General features: G+C 63.8%; 16 protein-coding genes. 13 read left to right on the top strand and 3 right to left on the bottom strand.

Annotated features, from left to right (window positions below; all coding sequences use genetic code 11):
• Window positions 1-3: 3 nt before the first annotated feature.
• The 8 genes from polA (at window position 4) to uvrB (ending at window position 13,829) form a co-directional block, all read left to right on the top strand.
• Window positions 4-2,682 carry a DNA polymerase I gene (polA, locus tag CXY83_RS14220; RefSeq protein ID WP_104197964.1) on the top strand — a complete coding sequence of 893 codons (2,679 nt, stop codon included), beginning with the start codon at window positions 4-6 and terminating at the stop codon, window positions 2,680-2,682.
• Between the two features lie 74 nt (window positions 2,683-2,756).
• Window positions 2,757-4,430, top strand: a complete 1,674-nt coding sequence (locus CXY83_RS14225) for a DUF885 domain-containing protein (RefSeq protein WP_104197965.1) — start codon at window positions 2,757-2,759, stop codon at window positions 4,428-4,430.
• Between the two features lie 163 nt (window positions 4,431-4,593).
• On the top strand, window positions 4,594-5,706 hold the full coding sequence (locus tag CXY83_RS14230) for a hypothetical protein (RefSeq protein ID WP_199184975.1): 1,113 nt from the start codon (window positions 4,594-4,596) through the stop codon (window positions 5,704-5,706).
• A complete protein-coding gene (locus tag CXY83_RS14235) occupies window positions 5,706-8,357 on the top strand; it encodes a multicopper oxidase domain-containing protein (protein ID WP_104198113.1) in 2,652 nt (883 codons plus the stop codon). The genes CXY83_RS14230 and CXY83_RS14235 overlap by 1 nt, the downstream gene beginning before the upstream one ends.
• Before the next feature lie 205 nt (window positions 8,358-8,562).
• Window positions 8,563-10,017: a 30S ribosomal protein S1 gene (gene rpsA, locus CXY83_RS14240; RefSeq protein WP_092448535.1), complete on the top strand. Its 1,455-nt coding sequence runs from the start codon at window positions 8,563-8,565 to the stop codon at window positions 10,015-10,017.
• A 335-nt stretch (window positions 10,018-10,352) separates the two neighbouring features.
• A complete protein-coding gene (locus tag CXY83_RS14245; RefSeq protein ID WP_104197966.1) occupies window positions 10,353-10,928 on the top strand; it encodes a response regulator in 576 nt (191 codons plus the stop codon).
• 127 nt (window positions 10,929-11,055) lie between these two features.
• Window positions 11,056-11,718 carry a dephospho-CoA kinase gene (coaE, locus tag CXY83_RS14250; RefSeq protein WP_104197967.1) on the top strand — a complete coding sequence of 221 codons (663 nt, stop codon included), beginning with the start codon at window positions 11,056-11,058 and terminating at the stop codon, window positions 11,716-11,718.
• A gap of 47 nt (window positions 11,719-11,765) precedes the next feature.
• Window positions 11,766-13,829, top strand: coding sequence for an excinuclease ABC subunit UvrB (gene uvrB / locus CXY83_RS14255; RefSeq protein ID WP_104197968.1), 2,064 nt, complete (start codon window positions 11,766-11,768; stop codon window positions 13,827-13,829).
• Between the two features lie 249 nt (window positions 13,830-14,078).
• Here the strand turns inward: uvrB and CXY83_RS14260 are convergent, their stop codons facing one another.
• The 3 genes from CXY83_RS14260 to CXY83_RS14270 are packed head-to-tail and all read right to left on the bottom strand — an operon-like array spanning window position 14,079 to window position 18,249.
• Window positions 14,079-16,919 carry an FtsX-like permease family protein gene (locus CXY83_RS14260; RefSeq protein ID WP_104197969.1) on the bottom strand — a complete coding sequence of 947 codons (2,841 nt, stop codon included), beginning with the start codon at window positions 16,917-16,919 and terminating at the stop codon, window positions 14,079-14,081.
• On the bottom strand, window positions 16,916-17,644 hold the full coding sequence (locus CXY83_RS14265) for an ABC transporter ATP-binding protein (RefSeq protein WP_104197970.1): 729 nt from the start codon (window positions 17,642-17,644) through the stop codon (window positions 16,916-16,918). Before CXY83_RS14265 ends, CXY83_RS14260 begins: the two co-directional genes overlap by 4 nt.
• Window positions 17,641-18,249, bottom strand: coding sequence for a PadR family transcriptional regulator (locus CXY83_RS14270; protein ID WP_104197971.1), 609 nt, complete (start codon window positions 18,247-18,249; stop codon window positions 17,641-17,643). The genes CXY83_RS14265 and CXY83_RS14270 overlap by 4 nt, the downstream gene beginning before the upstream one ends.
• 213 nt (window positions 18,250-18,462) lie before the next feature.
• Between CXY83_RS14270 and uvrA the strand changes: the two genes are divergently transcribed.
• The 5 genes from uvrA to CXY83_RS14295 all read left to right on the top strand — a co-directional run bounded on the left by uvrA (window position 18,463) and on the right by CXY83_RS14295 (window position 26,016).
• Window positions 18,463-21,330: an excinuclease ABC subunit UvrA gene (gene uvrA / locus CXY83_RS14275; RefSeq protein WP_104197972.1), complete on the top strand. Its 2,868-nt coding sequence runs from the start codon at window positions 18,463-18,465 to the stop codon at window positions 21,328-21,330.
• A gap of 13 nt (window positions 21,331-21,343) precedes the next feature.
• On the top strand, window positions 21,344-23,245 hold the full coding sequence (uvrC, locus tag CXY83_RS14280) for an excinuclease ABC subunit UvrC (RefSeq protein WP_104197973.1): 1,902 nt from the start codon (window positions 21,344-21,346) through the stop codon (window positions 23,243-23,245).
• A gap of 73 nt (window positions 23,246-23,318) precedes the next feature.
• On the top strand, window positions 23,319-24,194 hold the full coding sequence (gene rapZ, locus CXY83_RS14285; protein WP_104197974.1) for an RNase adapter RapZ: 876 nt from the start codon (window positions 23,319-23,321) through the stop codon (window positions 24,192-24,194).
• 81 nt (window positions 24,195-24,275) lie between these two features.
• Complete coding sequence (gene whiA, locus CXY83_RS14290) at window positions 24,276-25,265, top strand: DNA-binding protein WhiA (protein ID WP_104197975.1); 990 nt, start codon at window positions 24,276-24,278, stop codon at window positions 25,263-25,265.
• Between the two features lie 124 nt (window positions 25,266-25,389).
• Window positions 25,390-26,016 carry a superoxide dismutase gene (locus CXY83_RS14295; protein ID WP_104197976.1) on the top strand — a complete coding sequence of 209 codons (627 nt, stop codon included), beginning with the start codon at window positions 25,390-25,392 and terminating at the stop codon, window positions 26,014-26,016.
• Window positions 26,017-26,057: the final 41 nt, after the last annotated feature.

Below are 26,057 nucleotides of genomic sequence, written 5' to 3' on the forward strand. Positions count from 1 at the left end.
GGAGTGTTGGACTCCGAAAAGCCTACCCTGATGATCATCGACGGCCACTCCCTGGCATTCAGGGCGTTCTACGCCTTGCCGGTGGACAGCTTCCAGACCCATGCCGGTCAGCATACAAACGCCATCCACGGCTTTCTGTCGATGCTGCTCAGCCTGCTGCGCAACGAGAAGCCGACCCACCTCGCCGTCGCCTTCGATATTTCGCGCGCATCCTTTCGCACCAGGGAATACCCGGAGTACAAGGGCACGCGCAACGCGACACCGCCGGAGTTCCTCGGCCAGATTCCACTGCTGCAAGACGCCCTCGCCGCGATGAACATCACGACCATCACCAAGGAAGACTTCGAGGCCGACGATATTCTGGCGACCCTCTCGGTGCAAGGCACCGTGGCCGGCTACAACGTACTCGTCGTCTCTGGCGACCGGGATGCGATCCAGCTCGTCAACGAGACCGTCACCCTGCTCTACCCTTCCAGCCAGGGCGTGTCCGCCCTCACTCGCTACGACCCGGCCCGGGTGCGCGAGCGTTACGGCGTCGAACCGGAGCAGTATCCCGACGTCGCCGCCCTCGTCGGTGAAACTAGTGACAACCTGATCGGCATCAGCAAGGTGGGCGAGAAGACCGCCGTCAAATGGCTCGGCCTCTACGGCAGCCTCGATGGCATCCTTGAACACGCCGACGAGATCAAGGGCGTCGTCGGCAACAACCTGCGCGAGCAGCGGGAGAACGCGATTCGCAACCGCCGTCTCAACCGTCTGGTCACCGACCTGGAGCTGCCTGTGGCCGTTGCCGGCCTCGAACGCGGGGCCATGAACACCGACGCTGTGCGTGACATCTTCACCCGCCTCGAATTCAAGACGTTGCTCGACCGGGTGCTCAAGCTCGCCGGGGAAGACCCGGCGGCCGCAGCATCCGCTCTCGTCGCCGCCATCGACGAGGTTCCAGCCGTGCAATCGCCCATTGCGCAGGACCTGCTCGACGAAGAGTTGCAGTCCTGGCTCGACCGGGCAACGGCGGCGCACCCGGCCGGACTCGGCCTCACGGTGGAAGTGCAAGACGGCAAGGCCATCGGTTTCGGACTGGCTAGCCCGACCGAAACCATCAAGCTGCCGTGGCAGCAGGGCCGCAAAGACTACGCTCCGTTCGAAGCTTGGCTCGCGAGCGACGCTCTGAAGATCATGAACGACGCCAAACACCAGGTGAAGGCGCTGCGCCGCAGCGGTTTGCCCTTCGCCGGCCTCGCCTTCGACACGCTGGTCGGCGCCTGGCTCTTTCGCCCCGGGGGACCGGACAAGACCCTGGCCGACCTCGTGTCACGGTACCTCGACGAAGCACTGCCGGTGGCCGACCCCAACCAGCTCGTGCCCGACGAGACCCAGCAGGCCGGCGCCCCCGCCCAGGCCTGGTACACCCTGCGGGTGTTCGCCGCCGTCGAGACCGCGCTCGACCCCGGCTCTCTCAAGCTGCTGCTGGAGATCGAACTGCCCACCCTGCTGGCTCTTGCCGACATGGAGCTCGCCGGCGTCAGCGTCTCGCACGAGCAACTCGCCGAACTCTCAGCTGAACTCGGCGCCAGCACCGCGAGTCTCGCGGCGGCGGCGTACGCCGAAATCGGCCGTGAGGTGAACCTCGGCTCACCCAAACAACTACAAGACGTGTTGTTCGAGCAGCTTGAGATGCCCAAGACCCGGGCCAACAAGACCGGTTTTTCAACGGATGCCGGCGCCCTGGCCGACCTGCAGGCGAGCAACCCGCATCCGTTCCTCGACCTGCTGCTGAAGCACCGTGATGCCACCAAGCTGCGGCAAATTGTTGAGACCCTCGATAAAGCCATCGACACCACCGGGCGCATCCACACTACGTATGTGCAGATCGGTACCACGACCGGCCGCATCTCCTCGAACGATCCAAACCTGCAGAACATCCCCGTTCGCACCGAGGAGGGTCGGCGCATCCGTGCCGCTTTCCAAGCCGGTGCGGGAAGCGAGAGCCTGCTCACTGCGGACTATTCACAGATCGAGATGCGCATCATGGCGCATCTTTCCGAAGACGCGGGGCTGATCGAAGCCTTCAATGCCGGCGAGGACCTGCACCGTTTCGTCGGTTCGCGTATTTTCGGTGTCGACCCCGCTGACGTATCCGGTGAGATGCGCAGCAAGGTCAAGGCGATGAGCTACGGGCTCGCCTACGGCCTCAGCGCCTTCGGTTTATCCAAGCAGCTGCGCATCGATACCAAAGAAGCCAAGCAGCTCATGACCGACTACTTCGACCGGTTCGGAGCGGTGCGCGACTACCTGCGCAACGTCGTTGAGCAGGCCAAGGTCGACGGCTACACCGAGACCATCTACGGGCGGCGCCGGCCGTTCCCTGACCTGGCCAGCCCCAAACGAGTGCTGCGCGACAACGCCGAACGCGCGGCCCTCAACGCTCCGATCCAAGGTTCGGCGGCCGACATCATGAAGATCGCCATGAACGGTATCGCCGCCGACCTGGCGGATGCCTCGATGGGGTCCAGCATGCTGCTCCAGGTTCATGACGAGTTGATTTTCGACGTGGCTCCGGGGGAGTGGGACGCCCTGCGCCAGGTCGTCACCCACAACATGGAGTCCGCCGCCGACCTGCTCGTACCGCTGACGGTGCAGGTCGGTCGCGGACCCAACTGGGACGCAGCCGCCCACTAGTTCCGTGCGGGTTGACCGGCCGCTCTCCCCGATTGGGGGGTTCAGCCGAAACCCTCGTGTCCTAGGCTCGGGGCATGACACACGACATCCAGCGCACGCCAACGGCCATCGACCAGATCGCTGAAGAGTGGGTGGACACCCTCGTCGACCTCGACCCAACGGTGGGTACCTACATCGGCCGCACCGAGGGGGATGGTCGTTACGGCGACTATTCCCCCGCCGGCCACGAACGATTCGTCGCCGAGGCGAAGAAGACCATTGCCCAGCTGGATGCCGCCCACCCGGTCGACAGCGTCGATGACGTCACCCAGACCGACCTGCGCAGCGAGTTGGCCCTCACCGTGGAAAGCTCCGACGCCGAGTTACAGCTGCGCGACCTCAATGTCATTGCATCCCCGGCGCAGGAGATTCGCGAGATCTTCGACCTCATGCCGACCAAGACCGTTGACGACTGGGCCAACATCTCGTCCCGGCTCGGCAATCTGCCCGCAGCCATCGACGGGTATATCGACACGCTGCGCCTCGGCATCGAACGCGGCGTGACGCCGGCTCTTCGGCAGGTGCGCGAGGTGCTCGCCCAGGCGCAGCGCCACGCAGCCAGCGACGGGTTCTTCGCCGAGTTCACCGCGAACGCCGCTGCGGACGATGGCGCACTGCCGGCGTCCCTGGTCACAGACCTCGGTGTGGGCGCACGCCGCTCAGCGACCGCCTACGACAAACTGGCCACTTTCTTCACCACAGAACTCGAGGGTAGAGCCACCGAAAACGACGCGATCGGTCGTGATCTCTATACCCTCGCCTCCCGTCGCTTTTTGGGCGCAACTGTCGACCTCGACGAAACCTACGAATGGGGCATCGAAGAACTCGCTCGCATGGTGGAAGAGCAAGAAAAGATCGCCGACCAGATCAAACCCGGTGCGAGCGTACTCGAAGCCATCGCCTACCTCGACACTGACCCGAAACGCAAACTGCACGGCACGCAGGCCTTGCAGGAGTGGATGCAGAAAACCAGCGATAAAGCCGTCGCCGACCTCGCCGAAACCCAATTCGACATTCCCGACGAGATCAAGACCATCGAGTGCATGATCGCGCCAACCCAAGAGGGCGGCATCTACTACACCGGCCCCACCGACGACTTCTCCCGCCCCGGACGCATGTGGTGGTCAGTACCCGTCGGAGTGACCGAATTCGACACCTGGCGCGAACTCACCACCGTCTATCACGAGGGCGTGCCCGGCCACCACCTGCAGATCGGCCAGGCCGTCTATAACCGGGCCAAGCTCAATACCTGGCGCCGCCAGCTGGCCGGCACGTCGGGGCACGCCGAGGGCTGGGCGCTCTACGCCGAGCGACTGATGGAACAACTCGGCTACCTCGACGACCCGGCAGACCGTTTCGGAATGCTCGACGGGCAGCGAATGCGCGCCGCTCGTGTAGTCCTTGACATCGGCGTGCATCTCGGCAAGACCCTGCCAGACGGTTCGGGCCCGTGGACTTCAGACTATGCCTTCCAATTTCTTGGTCAGAACGTCAACATGAACGAGAGTTTCGTGAAGTTCGAGGTCAACCGCTACCTGGGCTGGCCGGGCCAGGCGCCGTCGTACAAGGTGGGCCAGCGCATCTGGGAGCAGCTGCGCGACGAGTGTGCCGCTCGCGAGGGAACGAACTTCAGGGTCAAGGAATTTCATCGTCGCGCCCTGGACCTTGGCGGCGTTGGCCTCGACACCCTGCGGTCGGCACTGGCGTAACGGGCAGGGGTGACGCAGTCCTCAGCGAGCATATAGGGCTCGGTAAACTGAACAGGTGCGTCCCCCCGAGTCGTCCCCGTTCGATTCCTGCTCTGTATCTCCGCCGGAGCAAGTGACGGGCGTCACCGCTCCAGTGCAGGTTCGGCCGGAGTCCCGCCGCGCCGTGATTGATCGCACGGGCATCCGTTTTTTGTTTTTGGCTCCAGCCGGGGCGTCGCTGCTGCTTGGGCTATACGCGGCGACGGCCCTGCTCGGCTTCGACGTTCCGCCGCTCGCCGACCGCGTCGCCGCGTCCCACGGTGCGCTGATGGTTTTCGGTTTCGTGGGTACCCTAATTGTGCTGGAACGGGCCGTCGCCATCAAGAGGTGGTGGGCGTTCACCGCCCCGGCCTTGCTCGGCTTCGGCAGCCTGCTCGTGCTGGCGCCGCTGCCGTCCTGGCTCGGACGTACCGCGATCGCGGTCGGTGCGCTCGGCCTGCTGCTGATCTACCGCAGCATCTGGCGACGGCAGGCGATGACAGCCATCGCGATCCAGTTCCTCGGCGGCGTCAACCTCCAAGTCGCCGCGATTCTCTGGCTCGCCAACGTTCCCGTTGCCCACCTGATCCCGGCGTTCAGCGCCTTCCTCGTGCTCACCATCGCCGGCGAACGCCTCGAACTCGCGCGGTTGACCCTGCGCGGCACCCATCCCGGACGAGGCCTGCTGTGGGCGTCGCTATCGTTGACCGGATGCGTCTCGCTCGCCCTGTGCGTGCCCGCATTTGGCTACCCGTTGTTTGGCCTGGCCCTTTTCTGGGTGGTCTGCTGGCTGTTTCTGCACGACGTCGCACGCCGCACGCTGGGGTCGTTCGGGCTTCCGAGGTACATGGCAGCTTGCTTGCTCAGCGGGTATGCCTGGCTGGTCGTCGCCGGCGGAATCTGGCTCGTCGAAGGCGCCGCGACGAGCGGCGCGACCTACGACGCAGTCATCCATGCGGTACTGCTGGGGTTCACGCTCTCGATGATCATGGCGCACGCGCCCGTCATTCTGCCGGCGGTGCTGCACCGCCCGCTACCGTATCGGCCGATCATGTACCTACCCGTAGCTCTGCTGCACGCCTCGCTCGTGCTGCGGGTGCTGTTCGGCGATGCGCGCGGCTTGCCCCACCTGCTACAGCTGGGCGGATCACTCAACATCACAGCCCTGCTGCTGTTCATCGTCATCGCTGTGGTCTCCGCGGTGCTCGGCCCGGTACACCAGGCTAAACCCGCGAGGCCCGTTCGGAAAGATCGATGATGAGTCTCGTCTCGGCCCGCGTGCATGCCCGCCGCACGTGGTATCTGCAGACCAACGCCGTCATCGCCGCCTGGCTCGCCGTACTCGGCGTCGTTGTTCTGGCCCATCAGGGCATTCCGGTTGCCAACTGGTTCATGGTGCATCTTTTGCTGCTCGGCGCAGTCAGTACGGCGATCATCATCTGGAGCCAGCATTTCGCCGATACCCTGGTGCGACGGCCGGCACTCGATGGGCGCCGGTCGCTGATCGTTCGCTTGGTCGGGCACACGCTTGGGGCCATTCTCGTGATGATCGGCATGATTTTGAACCTGTTCGTCGTGGTGCTCGTGGGCGGCGTGTTGGTCGGCGCGGTTGCGGTGCTGCATGCGGTCCTTCTGGGCGGCGAGCTCCGCCGGGCGAAACCCACCCGCTTCGGTTCGCTCGTGCGTTACTACGTCGTCGCCGCGGTGAGTCTCTTCGGTGGGGTAGGCCTCGGCATCTGGATGGCGAACCCGGGGACGGGCGGCGACCTGCACGCTCGCCTCTACGTGGCGCACATTGCCCTGAACGTGCTCGGCTGGGTCGGTCTAACCGCGGTGGGAACTTTGCTGTTGCTCTGGCCCACGGTGCTGCGTACCCGGCTCGGTGATGGAACGGATGCCGCCGCCCGCACCGCCCTTCCCTTACTCACCGCCGGCGTAACGGTCGTCGCCGGCGCCAGCCTGGCCGGAGTGCCGCTCGGTGTCGGGGCCGGCAGCGTGCTCTACCTGCTCGGACTCGTACCCGTCACGCGGGAGGCCGTGCGGCAGGCCCGGCACGCGCCACCGACGACTTTCGCCGGCTGGAGCCTCGCCGCCTCAATGGCCTGGCTCGCATTCAGTGTTGCGGCGCTCGGTGTCGTGGTCGCGACTGCGGCCACCCCGGCCGACGCCGTCGCCCGCCTCGGCTGGCTGGTGATTCCGTTGCTGGCCGGCTTCAGTGCGCAACTGCTGCTCGGCGCCCTCAGCTACCTGGTTCCGATGGTTTCCGGCGGCGGACCGCAAGCCGGTAGGGCTGCCGCCCTCGAACTCAACCGGGCGCCGCTGTTTCGCCTGCTCGTCACCAACGGCGGCATCGTGCTGTACCTCCTGCCGGTACCGAGCCTGGTCAAGGTCGTGCTGTCCCTGTTGGTGTTCGGGGTGCTGCTGAGCTTTCTGGTACTGCTGGTGCGCGCGGTCGCGGCGGGCGGGCGCATCCGCTCCCGTGCCGGGTCCGCTCCGGTCGCCGGGCTCACAGCGGTCCCGGCAGGTGCGGTGGGCCCGCGCCGCACGCGCAGTGGGATGGCCGCCGCCGCGGTCGGCGCTCTCGTTCTGGCCGTCACCGCGGGTATCGCACTCGACCCGGTCACGGCCGGGGTCGGTACGGCGTCGCTCACCACTCAGGGCGCCAACGCGAGCATCGCCTCGGGCGAGGTCACCGAGGCGACCGTGACCATGCTGGACATGCGGTTCTCACCGTCAATCCTGACGGTACCCTCCGGCAACCGGCTCGAACTCACCGTCACCAACGGCGACACCGCCGTGCATGACCTCACCCTCGCGAATGGGTTGACCTCGGGCCGGGTCGCGCCGGAGGAGACCGTCATCGTCGACGCCGGAATCATGGCCGCCGGCAGTGAAGGCTGGTGTTCCATTGCCGGCCACCGCCAGATGGGCATGGTGCTGCAGATCGTCGTCACGGGGTCCGCAGCGACGGATGCTGCGGCCGACCACGCCGGATCCGGTGCGACGGACTCGGAAGCATCCGCCGCCGACGACCTCGGAGCCCAGTCTCCGCCCTCGCCGGGATTCGTGGCGCGCGATGCCGCCCTGCTGCCTGCATCGGCCGAAACCCACCACGATTACACGTTCCGGGTCGGCGACACCGAGATCGAGGTCGCCCCAGGAGTGACCCAGGCACTGTGGCCGTTCAACGGCACTGCGCCAGGCCCGACCCTGCGCGGAAAAGTCGGCGACACCTTCACGATCACCCTGGTCAACGAGGCCTCGATCGGCCACTCCCTCGACTTCCACGCCGGCGCGCTCGCCCCCGACGGTCCCATGCGCACGATCGATCCGGGCGAAACCCTCGAGTATTCCTTCACCGCCACGCGGTCCGGGGTCTGGCTGTACCACTGCTCCACGATGCCGATGTCGCTGCACATCGCCAACGGCATGTTCGGGGCTGTCGTCATCGATCCCGCCAGACTCGACCCGGTCGACCGGGAATACCTGCTGGTCCAGTCTGAGTTCTACCTCGGGCCGCAGGGAGGCGTTGCCGATTCCGACAAGATTGCCGCCGCCGCCCCCGACCTCGTTGTCTTCAATGGTTATGCCAACCAATATCAGGATCAGCCGCTCCGCGCGAAGGTGGGCGAGCGCATCCGCTTCTGGGTAATCGATGCCGGGCCCAACCTGGCGAGTTCCTTCCACATCGTCGGGGGCCAGTTCGACACGGTGTACGTGGAGGGTGAATATCTGCTGCGTGACGGCGGCAGCACCGGCACCGGCGGCAGTCAGGCGCTGGCGCTCGCGCCGGCGCAGGGCGGGTTTGTGGAGCTGAGCTTTTCTGAAGCAGGTACCTATCCATTCGTGACGCACGCCATGACAGACGCTGAACGCGGCGCCGCCGGGCAGATCGTGGTCGTTCGATAGCAGCTTTCCGACGGCAGGGCAGCCGCGCTGGACACCGAGTTGCTCCTCGTCGCTCAGGGTGGCTAAACTGAAGTGTCACAATCGTGACGCCTATCCGCTGCCATGCGCGGAGTGTTCCCCGGGTTTTTTGCCGCTGAGCATCCTCAACACTTGTACGACTTTTTCGCGTATGGCCCGATTTTGTCCATCCTGGAGCAACTACTACATGACAATCGCAACGACCGAACGGGCACCCAAGCAGGTCGCCATCAACGACATTGGATCTGCTGAAGACTTTCTTGCCGCGGTCGAAAAGACTCTGAAATTCTTCAACGACGGAGACCTCATTGAAGGCACCGTTGTGAAGATCGACCGCGACGAGGTTCTCCTCGACGTTGGGTACAAGACCGAGGGTGTCATTCCCTCCCGCGAACTCTCCATCAAGCACGACGTCGACCCTTCTGAGGTCGTCAAGGTCGGCGACCTGGTCGAGGCCCTCGTTCTTCAGAAAGAAGACAAAGAAGGCCGCCTCATCCTGTCCAAGAAGCGGGCTCAGTACGAGCGTGCATGGGGCGACGTCGAGAAGATCAAGGAGTCCGACGGTGTTGTCACCGGTTCGGTCATCGAGGTCGTCAAGGGTGGACTCATCGTCGACATCGGCCTGCGCGGCTTCCTGCCGGCATCGCTCATCGAACTTCGTCGTGTTCGCGACCTGACCCCGTACCTGGGCCAGGAGATCGAAGCGAAGATCCTCGAGCTCGACAAGAACCGCAACAACGTTGTGCTGTCACGTCGCGCCCTGCTCGAGCAGACGCAGAGCGAAAGCCGCACCACGTTCCTCAACAACCTCCAGAAGGGACAGGTCCGCAAGGGCGTCGTCTCCTCGATCGTCAACTTCGGTGCGTTCGTCGACCTCGGCGGCGTCGATGGTCTGGTTCACGTTTCCGAGCTCAGCTGGAAGCACATCGAGCACGCCAGCGAGGTCGTTGAAGTTGGCCAGGAAGTCACCGTCGAGATCCTCGAAGTTGACCTCGAGCGCGAGCGTGTCTCGCTGTCCCTCAAGGCAACGCAGGAAGACCCGTGGCAGGTATTCGCACGCACCCACGCCATCGGCCAGGTTGCACCGGGTAAGGTCACCAAGCTCGTTCCGTTCGGTGCGTTCGTTCGCGTAGCCGAGGGCATCGAGGGCCTCGTTCACATCAGCGAGCTCTCCGGCAAGCACGTCGAGCTCGCCGAGCAGGTTGTCTCGGTCGGCGACGAGGTCTTCGTGAAGGTCATCGACATCGACCTCGAGCGTCGCCGCATCTCGCTCAGCCTCAAGCAGGCCAACGATGGCGTCGACCCCGACGGTACCGAGTTCGACCCGGCGCTCTACGGAATGCTCACCGAGTACGACGACAAGGGCCAGTACAAGTACCCCGAAGGCTTCGATTCCGAGACCAACGAGTGGCGCGAAGGCTTCGACGAGCAGCGCGAAAAGTGGGAGCAGGACTACGCTGCTGCCCAGGCTCGCTGGGAAGCCCACAAGAAGCAGGTTTCGACCGCGAACGACGAGATCGCTGCCCCCAGCGACGTCGCACCGGCTGGATCGGCCTTCTCGAGCGAGTCGGCTGGCGCCGGCACGCTCGCCGACGACGAAGCACTCGCGGCTCTCCGCGAGAAGCTCTCCGGCGGCAACTAGCACCACAGCTACATCCCCAACAGCGGGCTGCATCCTTCGGGGTGCGGCCCGCTGTGTCGTGTAACGGACGGATCCGACACCCACGGTTGACGTAACACCTGCGGTTGAGCCGGATGCCACAGGCGCTGGGTATTTGTCGCGGTCGTGCTCGGGCTGACCGTGGACCTCTGAAACTTCGTGCTATACCTGATAGTGAGGATATTTTCTCCTCTTTGGCGCGTCCCGATATCTTCAGGATTGCCGCGCACCTCCAACTTCCCCACGAGAACCTGTTTTCTGGATGAATTCGCCCGTGCACACCAGTTCCACGAACCACAGCCCCATCGGAGAATTTCATGAATAGTTTTCATCCCTCAGACAGCACGGGAGGCCCCGCTGCCGTCGACGCAGCGCCGCCCAGCCTCACTGAATCCATCGTCTGCAGCATCACCATGCAGAGTCACTCGACGGCGCTTGTCGTCGAGAACGATCCCCAATCGGCCGAGCTCCTGCGGCTGCTCCTGGAGACGGAAGGATTTCGGGTGATCACGGTTGCGAACGGCGAGGAAGCTCTCGAGATCGCTCGGCGCGTTCCGCTGAGGCTGATCACCCTCGACGTGCACCTTCCTGGAATGGACGGTTGGAAATTCCTGCTGAAACTGCACGATGCGCTGGGGCTGGCATCCGCACCGGTCATCATCATCGATGGCCTGACGGACATGGGCATGGCGCTGAGCCGGGGGGCTGCTGCCGTTCTGGAGAAACCACTCCAGCCAGCCGAGCTGCAGACCTCACTCGCCCTGCTGGGTCTCCGTCCGGATCGGCCGCAGACGCGCACCATCCTCGTTGTCGACCAAGATGAAGAAACCGTCAACCCGGACACGCTGGACAGCGGCCCAAAACAAGGGTGTGGTCGAGGCGAACGAGCCTGACATCGACCGTGCGGAACTGCTGGCCGAGATTCAGCGAGCCCTCGGGTAGACCGATGCACGCAGGGCGGTGTTGATGCAGGGGGTCGCCTCCGCTCGGCGCCGACGGCGCAGCGGATAGCATGGCGGAATGTATCTGATTGGACTGACCGGCGGAATCGCGTCGGGCAAGAGCACCGTGGCGAAGCGCCTGGCTTCCTGGGGTGCCATCGGAATCGACGCCGACCAGCTGGCCCGTCAAGTGGTCGAACCTGGAACGCCCGGCCTCGCCGCAATCGTCGCGGAGTTCGGCGACACGATCCTGCTGAATGACGGCACGCTGAATCGACCAGCGCTGGGCGCCATCATTTTCACCGACGCGCTTCAGAGACAGCGGCTGAACGCCATCACGCATCCGGCGGTACGGCGGCTCACTCGCGATCGGGTCGCCGCCGCGGTCGCCGCCGACCCTCACGTTATCGTCGTATACGACGTTCCGCTCCTGGCCGAGGCCATCGCCGGCGGTCTGGTCACGTTCGATCTGATCGTTGTCGTGCATGCAGATGCTGAGACCCGAATCGAGCGCATGGTGGCGTTACGTGGACTGTCGCGTGAGGAAGCTACCCACCGCATTGCCGCGCAAGCGAGTGACGCGGACCGCCTCGCCCTGGCTGATGTCGTCATCGACAACAACGGCACCGTCGAAGCGACTCTGTCCCAGGTCGACGCATTGTGGACTCGCATACGGGCGGCCGAAGCTGGCGCGGGTGAAGCTGGCGCGGGTGAAGAGATCGACGATGCCCCCACGCCATAGTCCACCTACGAAGGCTGACTGTCAGACCCCCTTTGTACAATGAGGGCATGGAACCCACGCGCTCTGTGAACCCGTTTGAAGTGGTCAGTGAGTACACCCCGAGCGGCGACCAGCCGTCCGCCATCGCCGACCTGACCGCCCGCATCAATGCCGGAGAAACCGACATCGTTCTGCTTGGAGCCACCGGTACCGGCAAGTCAGCCACAACTGCCTGGCTGATCGAGCAGGTGCAACGCCCGACGCTCGTGCTTGCCCACAACAAGACTCTCGCGGCTCAGTTGGTCAACGAATTTCGCGACCTGATGCCCAACAACGCGGTCGAGTACTTCGTCTCGTACTACGACTACTACCAGCCCGAGGCCTACGTTCCGCAGACCGACACGTTTATCGAAAAGGACTCCTCGATCAATGAGGAGGTCGAACGGCTGCGGCACTCCACCACCAATTCGCTGCTGAGCCGCCGCGACGTCATCGTGGTGTCCACCGTGTCGTGCATCTACGGGCTCGGCACGCCGCAAGGCTATCTCGACGCCATGATCGCGCTGCAGATAGGCCAGAAAGTCAGCCGCGACTGGTTGGTACGCAAATTCGTAGCTATGCAATACAAACGAAACGATGTCGATTTTTCGCGAGGCAATTTTCGAGTGCGCGGCGACACGATCGAGATCATCCCGATGTACGAAGAGCTCGCTATTCGCATCGAGATGTTCGGCGATGAGATTGAGGGGCTCTACAGCCTGCATCCGCTCACCGGTGACATCGTCAAGAAACTCGATTCGGTATCTGTTTTTCCCGGGTCGCACTATGTCGCAAGCGACGACGTCATGCGCCGTGCCATCGGCACCATCGAGATCGAACTTGCTGAACGCCTCGAGGTGCTCGAACGTGAAGGCAAGCTACTCGAAGCCCAGCGTCTGCGCATGCGCACCACCTTCGACCTCGAGATGATGGAGCAAATCGGGTTCTGCTCCGGCATCGAGAACTACTCCCGTCACATTGATGCGCGTGAGCCGGGGGAGGCACCGCACTGCCTGCTCGACTACTTTCCCGACGACTTTCTCATGGTCATCGATGAGTCGCACGTGACCGTGCCACAGATCGGTGCCATGTACGAGGGGGATTCCTCGCGAAAGCGCACCCTGGTCGACCACGGCTTTCGGCTGCCGAGCGCGCTGGACAATCGACCGCTCAAGTTCAACGAGTTCAAGAACCGAGTAGGTCAGACCGTGTACCTGTCGGCCACGCCGGGCAAGTACGAGATGGGTATCGCCGATGGCATCGTCGAACAGATCATCCGCCCGACCGGCTTGATCGATCCCCAGATCATCGTCAAGCCGAGCGCCGGACAGATCGACGACCTGCTTGAAGAAATCAAAAAGCGCACCGAACGCAATGAGCGCGTGCTGGTCACAACGCTCACCAAGAAAATGGCCGAGAATCTCACCGACTTTCTCACCGAAGCGGGGGTGCGCGTACGCTACCTCCATTCCGACGTCGACACCCTGCGTCGAGTCGAGCTCCTCACCGAGCTCCGTGCGGGTATTTACGATGTGCTGGTCGGCATCAACCTGCTGCGCGAAGGCCTCGACCTGCCCGAGGTATCCCTCGTCGCTATCCTCGATGCCGACAAAGAAGGGTTTCTGCGCTCGGCCACGTCCCTCATCCAGACCATCGGTCGAGCCGCCCGCAATGTTTCCGGCGAGGTACACATGTACGCCGACCGACTGACGGCATCCATGGCGAAAGCGATCGACGAGACCGACCGTCGCCGGGAGAAGCAGGTCGCATACAACACCCTGCACGGCATCGACCCGACGCCGCTGCGCAAACGCATCGGTGACATCACCGAGGCCCTCGCCCGAGAGGAGGCGGACACCGCCGAACTTCTCGCCGGCCGAGATGCTCGGCGCAAGAGTTCCAGTCCCAACCGGCGGGTCGGCCTCGCCGCGAACGGCGCCAACGACCTCGAATCGATCATCGCCGATCTCAACTCGCAGATGCTCGAGGCTGCGGGGGAGCTGAAGTTCGAGCTCGCCGCGCGCCTGCGCGATGAGCTCTCCGAGCTCAAGCGTGAACTGCGACAAATGGAGAAGGCCGGCCACCTGCAGTAACCGTGCAAGCGTGCCTCCGAACAGGGTGCCTACGCCGAGCCCTGCTCTCGCGGCACCTGTTGAGGATCGCAGCACGCGTTCTTAGGGGGGCCGCGATCCCGAACGGGTGCCGCGAGCCGGTGTCCGTCCCGAGGCGGCGCGGGCCAGAGCGTCGTGGCACTCGTTTGGTCTCGCCGTTTTCGTTGCAACGAGTGCGGCGATCCTAAACGAGTGCCGCGAGAGCGGATGCCCGATCCCCGGCCGGTCAATTCAGTCGAACGCGGCCCGATTACTGAACCGGGTGCGGTTTCCGCCGGCCGTGAGGGCACCGCCGACCGCGACGACAGCCGGAAGCGCCACCACGATCAGCGCGAGTTGCAGCCACGGGGGAGTGAACGGCAGCAAGGAAAGGCCCGCAGTGTCGCGGGTCAGTGACAGCGCGAGCGAGGGAACCAGCCCGAGCAGCACCCCGATGATGCTGCCGAGGCCGACGATCACCACCGCCTGCCAGAACCCGAACGCCCGGCGCACCCGCGGGGACGCCCCGAGCGAGGTGAGCACCGCGTTGTCCCGGTGCCCGTCAGCGCGGGCGAGCCCGATCGTGATCGACGCCGTGACCAGGGCGATGATGGCTGTGAGAGCGAGCAGGGCCCAGGTCCACGACGCGCCGAAGACCTGCGGGCCCGTCTCGGTTTGCAGGTAGATCCCCGGCGAGATGGCGGCGAGTGCACCCTGCGCATGGTCATATTCTGCCTGGGACGGGTCTCCGCCGATACTGCTGACGACCACCGACGGCCGGTAGTCGAGACCAGCATTGTCGGCTGTGGAAGTCAGCATGAACACGGCGTACGGCAGCGGATGCTCGGGCTCCTGCACGCTCCCGGCCAGCGACACGCTACGCGCGGGTTCAAGAACGGAGTTGAGCTCCGTGATCCAGTCAATGCGTATCTCTCCGTTGACGACGTACTGCGGGTAAGTCGCCACGGCCCCGCCTACGGCGAGCATCTTCTGAGACTTCTCGGAGACGGGTTCGCCGAGAATCGCGGCGAAATCCGCCAGATCGCCCACCCAGATGTGGTCGTTCATACTCGAGTTCATCATCGTGTCGAGATAGTGCGGAGTGGGGCAGCGGATGTCGGTGGGTATGTCCTCATGATCGGCGTCCATTCGAGTGACATCACTCGGGCATACCGTGTCGGCATCGATCCGTGGGAGGGCGAAGGTTGGTGCATCCGCGGTGGTGCCGTCGGTATCCGCTTCTCCGAATCCCATCGGCGGATCCTCTGCACTGCTCAGCAGCCTGGCCCGTGCGCTCGGAAAGCTGCTGTCGACGGCGGCAACGACTTCGGGCCCGGTGGTTTGCAACACCTGGCCGTACGGCGGCTCATTGAGAGAGGTCGTCAGACTCACCGATACCGTGTCCAGCGGGGCACCGTAGGTGTAGCCCTTGGTCGAGTTCAGCTGCATGGTTGAAATGAGACTCATCACAAAAGTTGCCACGAAGACGCAGCTCATAATGGCCGCGAGGGCCGGAACGCTGCGCCCGGGGTTTCGCGCCACATCGCGGGCTGCGAGCCTCGCGCCGGGTCCGAACCGGGAGGCGAAGCGGGCAGCCCACCGCAGAATCAGGGGAGCGACGAAGACCGCCCCGATCTGCATGATCACCGGACCGGCGACAATAAGGGCGATGCCGAAATTGGCTAGACCCATCTGATACACCGGTGCGTATGCGGCGAGTTCGACCACGCCACCGGTGATGGCGATGACCGCGCCGATTGCCAACAGAACGATCCCGGCCACCGGGCGGCGGCGTGTCACTCGCGGCGGACGCTGGGCACCGCGCAGCGCAGCCAAGACATCGAGGCGGCCGGCCGTTCGGGCTGGAACCGCGGCTGCGCACCAGCCGGCGAGCACGGCGAAGGCGGCGATGACGCTCAGGGACGCCACGTCGAGGTGAAATCCCGGATACCGGGCGGCGCTTCCGTTCGCCGAAATCTGCATGAAGATCCATGCACTAGCGAGGCCGAGCACCGTTCCCAGTGCCGCTCCGAGAGCGCCGAGAATGACGCCGCCGAAGGACATGACGCGAAACAGCATCCGTTTGTCGCCGCCGACGCTCGCGAGGGTCGCGAGGGTGCGCTGCTGGGTGCGGGCGCCGACGGTGAATGCGGCGCCCGCGAGCAGCGCCACCTCGAACAGGGCGAAGGCGCCGAGGAGAACGAGGAAGAGGTCGACGAAATCTTCGGAGGACCCGCCATCAAGGGGACTGCTGCCCGCCGGCGGCGGGTCGAGCAGAACGTTGCGCGACAGCACGGTCGCGCCGCGCGGATTGAGATCACGGATCTGGCTCCAGGTGAGCGGTGTGTCAGGCAAGTACCACTCGGTCATCAGGTCGGCATCGTCGGGCATGACACCGTCGAAGACGCCCGGCAGCCCGTAAAACGCGACCACCGAGTCGTCGAGGGTCGCGCTTCGAATCGTGCCTGAAATGGTGAACGACGCGGCAACGGGCGCGGCGAACGTGGCGGTCGACCCGATCTTCACCCCGAGTCGGTCCAGCGTGGCAGCGGTCACCATGATCTGTTCGTCATTGATCGGGGCCGATCCTGCCGTCACGTCCCATTTTCCCGCGAAGGCGGGGTCCCACGGCTGGCCCTGCACGGCCGAAAAGGAACCGAGCCCGTCCTTCGTCTCCGCGACCACCGCCGTCGAGCGAATGGACAACATGGAGGTGCCCTTGGGGAACAGCGATGCCGCGGCGACGGGCGTGGGTTCAATCGACTGTAGAGCGTCGACGTCAGCAATATCGTCCCTCATCCCCCAAGATCCGTCGTTCAGCGGGGCCTGGATGAGCTTCGGTTCGGGCGCTGACACGATCTGTACCCGGGCTTCGGTCGATCCGAGCTCGAGCACCACGCGTTCGGCCGGGGTAGCGACATTGCTCGCGTCGACCGTGGTGATCCCCACCATCCCGAGCACGGGAATGGCCACCAGCAGTGCGATCAGCGCGCTGCGACCCGGGGACTGCCCGGCCATCCGCCGGGCGATCCGAAACGCGACTCGAGTAGATCCCGATCGCCCGCCAGCGAGCGAACTCGGTTCAACACTCATGCCGGCAGTCCGCTCAGCAAGCTTGTTACAGCGGATGCCCGCGACTCGTCCACGATCCGCCCATCGCGCAGAAAGACGATCCGGTCCGCCCAGGCCGCGTGGCGGGCATCGTGGGTGACCAGAATGCCGCCGGCACCGGCGTCGACTCGCGAGCGGAGCATCCGCAGCACGAGCTCACCGGTCGAGCTGTCGAGGGCACCGGTGGGCTCATCGGCCAGAATCAGCGACCGGCCACCGACGACGGCGCGGGCGATCGCCACGCGCTGCTGCTGGCCGCCCGACAAATCCGAGGGAAAATGACCGGCTCGGTCGCCGAGTTCGACGATATTGAGCGCATCGAGGGCTGGACGGTGCGCCTTCTTCGACGTCCACCCGTCGAGTTCGAGCGGCAGACTAACATTTTCGAGCGCGGTCAACGAGGGAATCAGGTTGAAATCCTGAAACACGAAGCCGAGGCTGCGCCGGCGAAGCACGGCGAGCTCCCGAGAGGAAAGCTGGCTCAGCCAGTGCCCCTCGACGACGACCTCACCGGCCGTCGGCGGGGTGAGCCCGCCGGCCACGGTCAACAGGGTCGATTTCCCCGAACCGGATGCCCCCATCACCGCCACGAGTTCGCCGCGGCGCACCGACAGGTCGACCCCCGCCAGCGCGGTGATCGCGGTCTCACCGCGGCCATACTGCATCGACACGCCGTCGAGCTGCAGCAGAATGTCGCTGTCAGTCATGCGCTGGCCGCCGCCGTCTTGGCCGGGCGGCCGCGCTTGGGCACCGCGGTGTTGAGCGGCAGAGGCGCGGCGAGGCCGGCGGCCCGCGCCCGAGCGAGCCGGTGCTCCGAATGGTCGAGCCAGCGCGCCTCGGCCTCGGCCGCGAAAATGAGGGAGTCGATCACCAGGAGCCAGGCCAGCTGCTCGGAGGATTCCGGGTCGGCGGTCGCGTTCTTGGTGCGGGTCAGCTCTTGCAGGGTGCGCATCGCCTGGGTGCGCTGCACCTGAATCACCCGAGCGATGTCAACGCCCGGCAGCGTCACGGCGATCGCGAGTTTGATGGCGAGCTCGTCGCGGGTGGCCATGGTGCGCACCACGGGGGAGCCGAGCCACTCGGCGACCTCAGCGCGGCCGGCATCCGTTATCTCGACGTAGTTCTGGCCATCGGCGTCGATGTCTGCCTTCTGCACCAGGCCGTCCCGCTCGAGCCGATCCAGGGTGTTGTAGATCTGACCGACGTTGAGCGGCCAGGTCGACCCGGTGCGACGGTCGAATTCGGCCCGCAACTGATAGCCGTAGCACGGCCCCTGGTCCAGGATGGCGAGCAGACTCTGGCGAACAGACATACGACCTCCGGTACTTCGACGGATATTAAGTATCGAGTATATACATACTCGGCAACTTCACGGATGATGTCGCCGCCCGAGTTTATGGACGCGGCAGTCGAAGAAACCGTAGCCGGTGGACCAAGCACATGCTACGAGCGCAATCCGAGGGGAAGTATGCGCCAGGGGGCGTACCTGTACGACACTGTCAGCGGCGTTGCATAGAATCGAAAAGTGTCGATTACCAAGGTAGAAACAGGTCCGAAACTCAGTGTGCGCGGAGCCCGCGTGCACAATCTCCACAACGTTGATCTGGAGATTCCGCGCGATTCGCTCGTAGTTTTCACCGGGCTTTCGGGTTCGGGCAAGTCATCGCTGGCCTTTGACACCATTTTCGCCGAGGGTCAGCGCCGCTACGTCGAGTCGCTTTCAGCGTATGCCCGGCAGTTCCTCGGGCAGGTTGACCGTCCCGACGTGGACTTCATCGAGGGCCTGAGCCCGGCGGTCTCGATCGATCAGAAATCGACTAACCGCAACCCGCGGTCCACGGTGGGGACCATCACTGAAATCTACGACTACATGCGCCTGCTCTGGGCCCGCATCGGTGTGCCGCACTGCGCCGTCTGTGGTGAGATCATCCAGTCCCAGACCGTACAGCAGATCGCCGACCAGCTCATGGAGCTGAAGGCGGGCATCCGCTATCAAGTGGTCAGCCCGATCATCTCGCAAAAGAAGGGCGAGTTCGTCGACCTGTTCCAGGAACTCGCCGGTGGTGGATATTCCCGCGCGATCGTCGACGGTACGCAGATTCAGCTGAGTGAACCGCCCACGCTCAAGAAACAGCAGAAGCACGATATCGCGGTCATCGTCGACCGCCTCGTCGCCGGCCCTGAGCTTCTTTCCCGCCTCACCGACTCGCTCGAAACAGCGCTCAAGCTCACCGACGGACTCGTTCAGATCAACTTTCTCGACGAAGAAGGCGATAAGGCCTGGCAGAACTATTCCGAAAAGCTCTCCTGCCCGAACAACCACCCGGTGCAGCTGACCGAAATCGAGCCGCGCACTTTCTCGTTCAATGCTCCGTTCGGTGCCTGCCCCGAGTGCTCCGGTCTCGGCACCCGCATGTCGGTCGACGAAGACCTGCTGCTCGGCGATCCCGACTTGAGCATCGCCGAGGGTGTTGTGCTGCCGTGGACCACCCAGGGCAAGGGCCTGTTCCAGTACTACGAGAAACTGCTCGACGGCCTCGCCCGTGACCTCGACTTCTCCCTCGACACCCCCTGGGGTGAACTGACCAGTGAGGTACAGAACGCCGTCATGCGCGGTGACAACTTCGAGGTGCGCGTCAAGTGGAAGAACCGCTATGGCCGGGAGATGAGCTACACCTCGGGCTTTGAGGGCGTCGTTCCCTACATCGAACGCCAGTACCTGCAGGCCGAGAGCGACACCCAGCGTCAGCGCTGGTCCGAGTACCTGCGCGAGGTTGACTGCCACGTCTGCAAAGGCACCCGGCTCAAGCCCGAAGTGCTCGCCGTACTCGTGCACGAGGCGAGCATTGCGGATGTCTGCGCGCTCAGCTTGAGTGACGCACGCGAATTCATGGACCGCCTCACGCTCACCGACCGCGAGGCGGCGATTGCCGCCCAGGTCTTGCGCGAGATTCGGGCACGCCTCGACTTTCTTATTCGGGTCGGGCTGAACTATCTCAACCTTGCTCGTGCTGCGGCGACCCTCTCCGGTGGCGAGGCGCAGCGCATCCGCTTGGCGACCCAGATCGGCTCCGGCCTCACCGGGGTGCTCTATGTGCTCGATGAGCCGAGCATCGGCCTGCACCAGCGCGACAATCGCCGCCTGATCGAGACGCTCGTCACCCTGCGTGACCTCGGTAATACGCTCATCGTGGTCGAGCACGACGAAGACACCATCAAAACCGCCGACTGGGTCGTTGACATCGGGCCGGGCGCCGGGATCAACGGCGGGCACGTCGTGCACTCCGGGTCCTACGAGGGTCTGCTGGCCAACACCAAATCGCTCACCGGAGACTACCTGTCCGGGCGCAAGTCCATCGCCACGCCGAAAACTCGCCGCCCGATCGACCCGGAACGACTCATCGGCGTCACCGGTGCGGAGGCGAACAACCTGCAGAAGGTCTCGGTGACTTTCCCCCTCGGCACATTCACCGCTGTCACCGGGGTGAGCGGCTCCGGCAAGTCCTCGCTCGTCAACGATATCCTCTACCGGGTGCTCGCCAACCGGCTCAACGGTGCACGCAAGCTGCCAGGTAAGCACACCAGGGTTACCGGGCTGGAGCAGCTGGACAAGGTAATCCATGTCGACCAGGCACCGATCGGCCGCACGCCGCGCTCCAACCCGGCCACGTACACCGGCGTGTTCGACAAGATCCGCACTTTGTTCTCGGAAACCATCGAATCCAAGACTCGCGGCTACCTGCCCGGCCGGTTCAGCTTCAACGTCAAGGGCGGGCGCTGCGAAGCGTGCTCGGGCGATGGCACGATCAAGATCGAAATGAACTTTCTGCCCGACGTGTACGTCGCCTGTGAAGTGTGTGGGGGAGACCGGTACAACCGCGACACACTGACCGTGCACTACAAGGGCAAGAACATCGCCGAGGTGCTCGACATGCCGATCAGCGAGGCGGCCGATTTCTTCGAACCGATCTCGTCGATCCACCGTTTTCTCAAGACGCTGGTCGAGGTCGGCCTCGGTTACGTGCGGCTTGGCCAAAGCGCCACCACACTTTCCGGCGGCGAAGCCCAGCGGGTGAAGCTCGCCACCGAATTGCAGCGACGCTCCAACGGCCGCAGCGTGTATGTTCTCGACGAGCCCACGACGGGCCTGCACTTCGAAGACGTACGCAAACTGCTGCTCGTGCTCAACAGCCTTGTCGACAAGGGCAACACCGTCATTGTCATCGAGCACAACCTCGACGTCATCAAGTCCGCTGACTGGGTGATCGACCTCGGACCAGAAGGCGGCTCCGGCGGCGGCAAAGTGCTCGCCACCGGCACGCCCGAACACCTCGCCACGGTCAAGAAGAGCTTCACTGGTACCTTCCTGAAAGAGGTCCTGGCTGCCGACTAGGCGGCAAATATCCATGTCTGATGCCCTAAGTTATCGCCCAAAAACGGGCGAGATTCCTACGACCCCCGGGGTGTACCGGTTCCGTGACGCGACCGGGCGCATCCTCTATGTCGGCAAGGCTAAAAACCTGCGTGCGCGGCTGAGCAATTATTTCGCACCGCTGCATAGCTTGCACGAACGTACCCGGCGCATGGTGACGTCTGCGTCCGGGGTCGAGTGGACGGTCGTCGGCACCGAGGTCGAGGCCCTGCAGCTCGAGTGGATGTGGATCAACGAGTTCGATCCGCCCTTCAACGTGCAGTTCAAAGACGATAAGTCCTATCCGTATCTCGCCGTCACGCTGGGTGACGAGGCGCCGCGCGCCCTGGTCACCCGCACCAAAGGCATCAAGGGGGCTCGCTATTTCGGTCCATACCCCAAGGTGTGGGCGGTGCACGAAACCATTGAGCTCATGCTCAAGGCTTTCCCCATCCGCACCTGCAACAATGCCAACTACAAGCGGGCGATGCAGAGCGGCAAGCCATGTTTCGCCGGCCAGATCGGACGCTGCTTCGGTCCCTGTTCCGGTTTGGTTTCGATGGAGGACCACCGAAAGATCGTCAACGAGTTCGTGAGCTTCATGGGCAGTCACGACAAGAAACTCATCAACCTCCTCACCCAGGAGATGAAAGACGCCGCGGCCGCGCAGCAATATGAAATCGCCGGCAAACGCCGTGATCAGGTGCGTGCACTCAATGCCGTACTCGAGAAAAGCGCCGTTGTGCTGCGCGACAACGTCGATATTGATCTGTTCGCCATCGAGCAAGACGAGTTGGCGGCGGCCGTGCAATTGTTCATCGTGCGCGGTGGGCGTATCCGCGGCGTGCGTGGGTGGATGGTCGACAAGGAACTCGACGTCACCATGAGTGAACTCATCGACTCCATGATGCAGACGGCGTATAACCACGACGCAGTGCCACCGCGCGAAATCGTGCTCCCGGAGCTGCCGGATGACGCGGAGGCTCTCGAGGCGTCGCTGGCTGACCTGGCCGGTCGCAAGGTGCGGCTCGTTGCCGCCCAACGCGGTGAGAAGGCTGCTCTGCTCGTGACAGCGAGCAACAACGCCAAGCAGGCGCTGATGCTCTACAAAACCCGTCGCAGCTCGGACTTCGTCGCACGCTCCAAGGCCCTCGAAGACATTCAGGACGCCCTCGAGATGCCGGACGCTCCTCTGCGCATGGAGTGCTACGACGTGTCGCACCTGAGTGGCACGAACATCGTCGCGTCCATGGTCGTCTTCGAAGACGGGTTACCCCGAAAAGATGAATACCGCCGCTTCAACATTCCCGAATCAACCGACGACACCGACTCGATTTATCAGATTCTCACTCGACGCCTTGCTTACCTGAAGCCAGAGGCAGGTGCTGCGGATGCATCACATCCCTCGCCGGGCGCTGGCAATATAAGCGACATCGCCCAGGTGGAGCAGAAGCGCGCCAAATTCAAGTACCTGCCCAACCTGCTTATCGTTGACGGCGGCCAGCCGCAGGTCGCCGCCGCCAAACGCGCACTGGCCGAATCGGGCGTGACCGGAATCCAGCTGTGCGGGATCGCCAAGCGGCTCGAGGAAATCTGGCTGCCCGACTCTGACTACCCGGTCATTCTGCCCCGCAACAGCGACGCGTTGTTTCTGATCCAGCGCATCCGCGACGAAGCCCATCGGTTCGCCATCACGCATCAGCGCATTCGCCGCAAAAAGGACATCTCGTCGATTCTGGGTGAAGTCGCGGGGCTCGGGCCGGCTCGGGTGAAAGTTTTGTTGCAACATTTCGGTTCGGTGGCGCGCCTCAAGGTGGCTTCGGAGGCGGAAATAGCGGATGTCCGTGGCATCGGCTCGGTGCTGGCGGAGTCGATCCACACCCACCTGCGCGCCTGAACGACACCCGAAACCGGCCAGCGCTCGGTAGGCTTGCTAGTCCACCAACTTCTCATTAAGGCGATTTCCAAGAATGACTACGGACCCCGACAAGCAGGAAGTGCTGATCGTCACGGGAATGTCCGGGGCGGGACGCTCCACCGTAGCCAACGCATTGGAAGACCTGGACTGGTACGTCGTCGACAATCTTCCGCCGCAAATGCTGCGGCCCCTGGTCGATCTGGTCGAACGGGCCGGCACTAATTTGCCCAAGATCGCGGCTGTCGTGGACATTCGCGGCCGCGATTTGTTCGGTGATTTTCTCGAAACCGTGCAACAACTTCGCAGCAACACCCAGGTGCAGGTTATCTTTCTCGAAGCCCGGGACGACGCGCTCGTGCGCAGGTTTGAATCCGTACGGCGGCCGCATCCGCTGCAGGGCGACGGTACCCTTCTCGACGGCATTTCGGCGGAACGTTCTCGGTTGCTCGCCGTTCGGGAGTCGAGTGATCTCGTCGTTGATACCTCTGACCTCAACGTGCACCAGCTCGCGACGACGATCACCGAGCGGTTCGCAGCCGCGGGGCGAGCGGGGGTGCAGCTGACCATTATGAGCTTCGGCTTCAAGTACGGTCTGCCGACGGATGTCGATCTGATCGCGGATGTTCGCTTTTTACCGAACCCGTTCTGGATTCCCGAGTTGCGCGCGCACACCGGTGTCGAGCCGGAGGTGAGAGACTTTGTACTTGCCCAAATGGGTGCCCTTGATTTTATCGACCACTACGCCGCCGCCATGGCGCCGGTGCTGGCCGGGTATCAGCGGGAAAATAAACACCACGCCACAATCGGCATCGGCTGCACCGGAGGCAAGCACCGCTCTGTCGCCATGGCCAGGGAACTGGCCTCGCGGCTCGAAAAACTTCCCGGTGTCGCGGTCAATATCAAGGACCGCGACCTCGGACGCGAATAAGCGAGCCCGGGCGCAGCATCCAGCTCCCCGGGCTTTCACCACTCAGACGTAACGCAACTGATCAACAGAATGGAAAAGCGATTGGCACTCACCGCCGACGTTAAAGATGAACTTTCGCGCGTGGAGGTCTCCAAGACCACCGTGCGCGCGGCCGAACTGGCCACGATTCTCCGGTTCTCCGGCGGATTACACATGATCAGCAGCCGCATCGCGATCGAGTCCGAACTCGACACTGCCATCTTGGCTCGAAGGGTGCGCAAAGATCTCGCTGAACTCTATGGGGTACGCAGCGCTCTGCAGGTCATCGCGGCCACCGGCATCCGTCAGTCCAGCCATTACCTCGTCCAGGTGATCGAGGGAGGCGAGACACTGGCGCGACAAACCGGCCTGCTGGATGCCCGCCGCCGCCCGATTCGTGGTCTGCCCAACCGTCTGACCACGGGCTCGAAGGAAGAAATCGCCGCCGTCTGGCGCGGCGCTTTCCTCGCCCATGGCACCCTGACCGATCCGGGCCGATCGGCGGCGCTTGAGGTCGTCTGTCCTGGCAACGAGGCAGCCATGGCACTTGTCGGAGCGGCCGGCCGCCTCGGCGTCGCGGCCAAGGCGCGCGAAGTCCGGGGGGTGCACCGCGTCGTTATCCGCGATGGCGACGCCATTGGGGCGATGCTCGTCCACATGGGTGCCACCAACACGGTGCTCAACTGGGAAACCTTGCGCCAACGCCGTGAAGTGCGTGCCACAGCAAACCGATTGGTCAACTTTGATGACGCCAACCTGCGTCGTTCCGCCGAAGCGGCGGTTGCGGCCTGCACCCGGGTGCAGCGAGCGATGGATATCCTCGGCGAGGATATCCCCGAGCACCTGCGCTACGCGGGAGACCTGCGTCTGAATTTTCGTGACTCCAGCCTCGACGAGCTCGGCCACCACGCCGATCCGCCCATGACCAAGGACGCCGTCGCCGGCCGAATTCGACGCCTGCTCGCTATGGCAGACAAGAAAGCGGTCGAACTCGGCATCGAAGGCACCGACGTCGGCTATCCGATTCACCCCGACGACGTAGTGCCCGTCTGAATCGAACCGTGACGGTGCGCGAGGTCATGAATTCTGTGACTTCGAACGCGCGCGGTTAGACTGAATTGTCGCTTACAACGCCGCCGCACCCGGTACGGTGGCACAACTCACAAGGAGAAAAGTAATGGCTGAATACACCCTGCCCACCCTTGATTATGATTACGCGGCTCTCGAGCCCAGCATCAGCGGCACCATCATGGAACTCCACCATGGCAAGCACCACCAGGCGTACGTCACCGGCGCCAACACGGCACTTGCCCAGCTCGCGGAAGCCCGCGACAGCGGAAGCCTCGCCAACGTGAACAAGCTCCAGAAAGACCTCGCCTTCAACCTCGGCGGTCACGTCAACCATTCCATTTTTTGGACCAACCTGTCCCCGAACGGCGGCGACAAGCCCGTTGGCGAGCTCGCGGCCGCAATCGATGACAACTTTGGATCATTCGACAAGTTCCAGGCGCACTTCACCGCTGCCGCGCTCGGTGTGCAGGGCTCCGGTTGGGCCGTGCTCGCGTGGGACTCCATCGGTCAGCGTCTGATCATCCAGCAGTTTTTCGACCAGCAGTCCAACTTCGCTGCCGGTACGGTTCCAGTTCTCATGCTCGACGTGTGGGAGCACGCCTATTACCTCGACTACCGCAACGTGCGCGCTGACTACATCAAGGCCTTCTGGAACATTGCCAACTGGGCAAACGTGCAGGAGCGCTTCACCGTCGCACGTGAGAAGACGAACGGCCTGCTACTACTCTCGTAGGCTGTTGGTGCCCCGGGCAATACGGGGCACCAACGTTCGTT

This window comes from Cryobacterium sp. M15, assembly GCF_002929675.1.
Classification (GTDB): domain Bacteria; phylum Actinomycetota; class Actinomycetes; order Actinomycetales; family Microbacteriaceae; genus Cryobacterium; species Cryobacterium lyxosi.

What these genes read in the sequence shown, in the direction of transcription:
- uvrC (WP_104197973.1), top strand. Translation starts at nt 21,344, where the DNA reads ATGTCTGATGCCCTAAGTTATCGCCCAAAAACGGGCGAGATTCCTACG.
- uvrB (WP_104197968.1), top strand. Translation starts at nt 11,766, where the DNA reads ATGGAACCCACGCGCTCTGTGAACCCGTTTGAAGTGGTCAGTGAGTAC.
- CXY83_RS14245 (WP_104197966.1), top strand. Translation starts at nt 10,353, where the DNA reads ATGAATAGTTTTCATCCCTCAGACAGCACGGGAGGCCCCGCTGCCGTC.
- CXY83_RS14235 (WP_104198113.1), top strand. Translation starts at nt 5,706, where the DNA reads ATGAGTCTCGTCTCGGCCCGCGTGCATGCCCGCCGCACGTGGTATCTG.
- coaE (WP_104197967.1), top strand. Translation starts at nt 11,056, where the DNA reads ATGTATCTGATTGGACTGACCGGCGGAATCGCGTCGGGCAAGAGCACC.
- rpsA (WP_092448535.1), top strand. Translation starts at nt 8,563, where the DNA reads ATGACAATCGCAACGACCGAACGGGCACCCAAGCAGGTCGCCATCAAC.
- CXY83_RS14260 (WP_104197969.1), bottom strand. Translation starts at nt 16,919, where the DNA reads ATGAGTGTTGAACCGAGTTCGCTCGCTGGCGGGCGATCGGGATCTACT.
- CXY83_RS14225 (WP_104197965.1), top strand. Translation starts at nt 2,757, where the DNA reads ATGACACACGACATCCAGCGCACGCCAACGGCCATCGACCAGATCGCT.
- rapZ (WP_104197974.1), top strand. Translation starts at nt 23,319, where the DNA reads ATGACTACGGACCCCGACAAGCAGGAAGTGCTGATCGTCACGGGAATG.
- CXY83_RS14265 (WP_104197970.1), bottom strand. Translation starts at nt 17,644, where the DNA reads ATGACTGACAGCGACATTCTGCTGCAGCTCGACGGCGTGTCGATGCAG.
- CXY83_RS14270 (WP_104197971.1), bottom strand. Translation starts at nt 18,249, where the DNA reads ATGTCTGTTCGCCAGAGTCTGCTCGCCATCCTGGACCAGGGGCCGTGC.
- CXY83_RS14295 (WP_104197976.1), top strand. Translation starts at nt 25,390, where the DNA reads ATGGCTGAATACACCCTGCCCACCCTTGATTATGATTACGCGGCTCTC.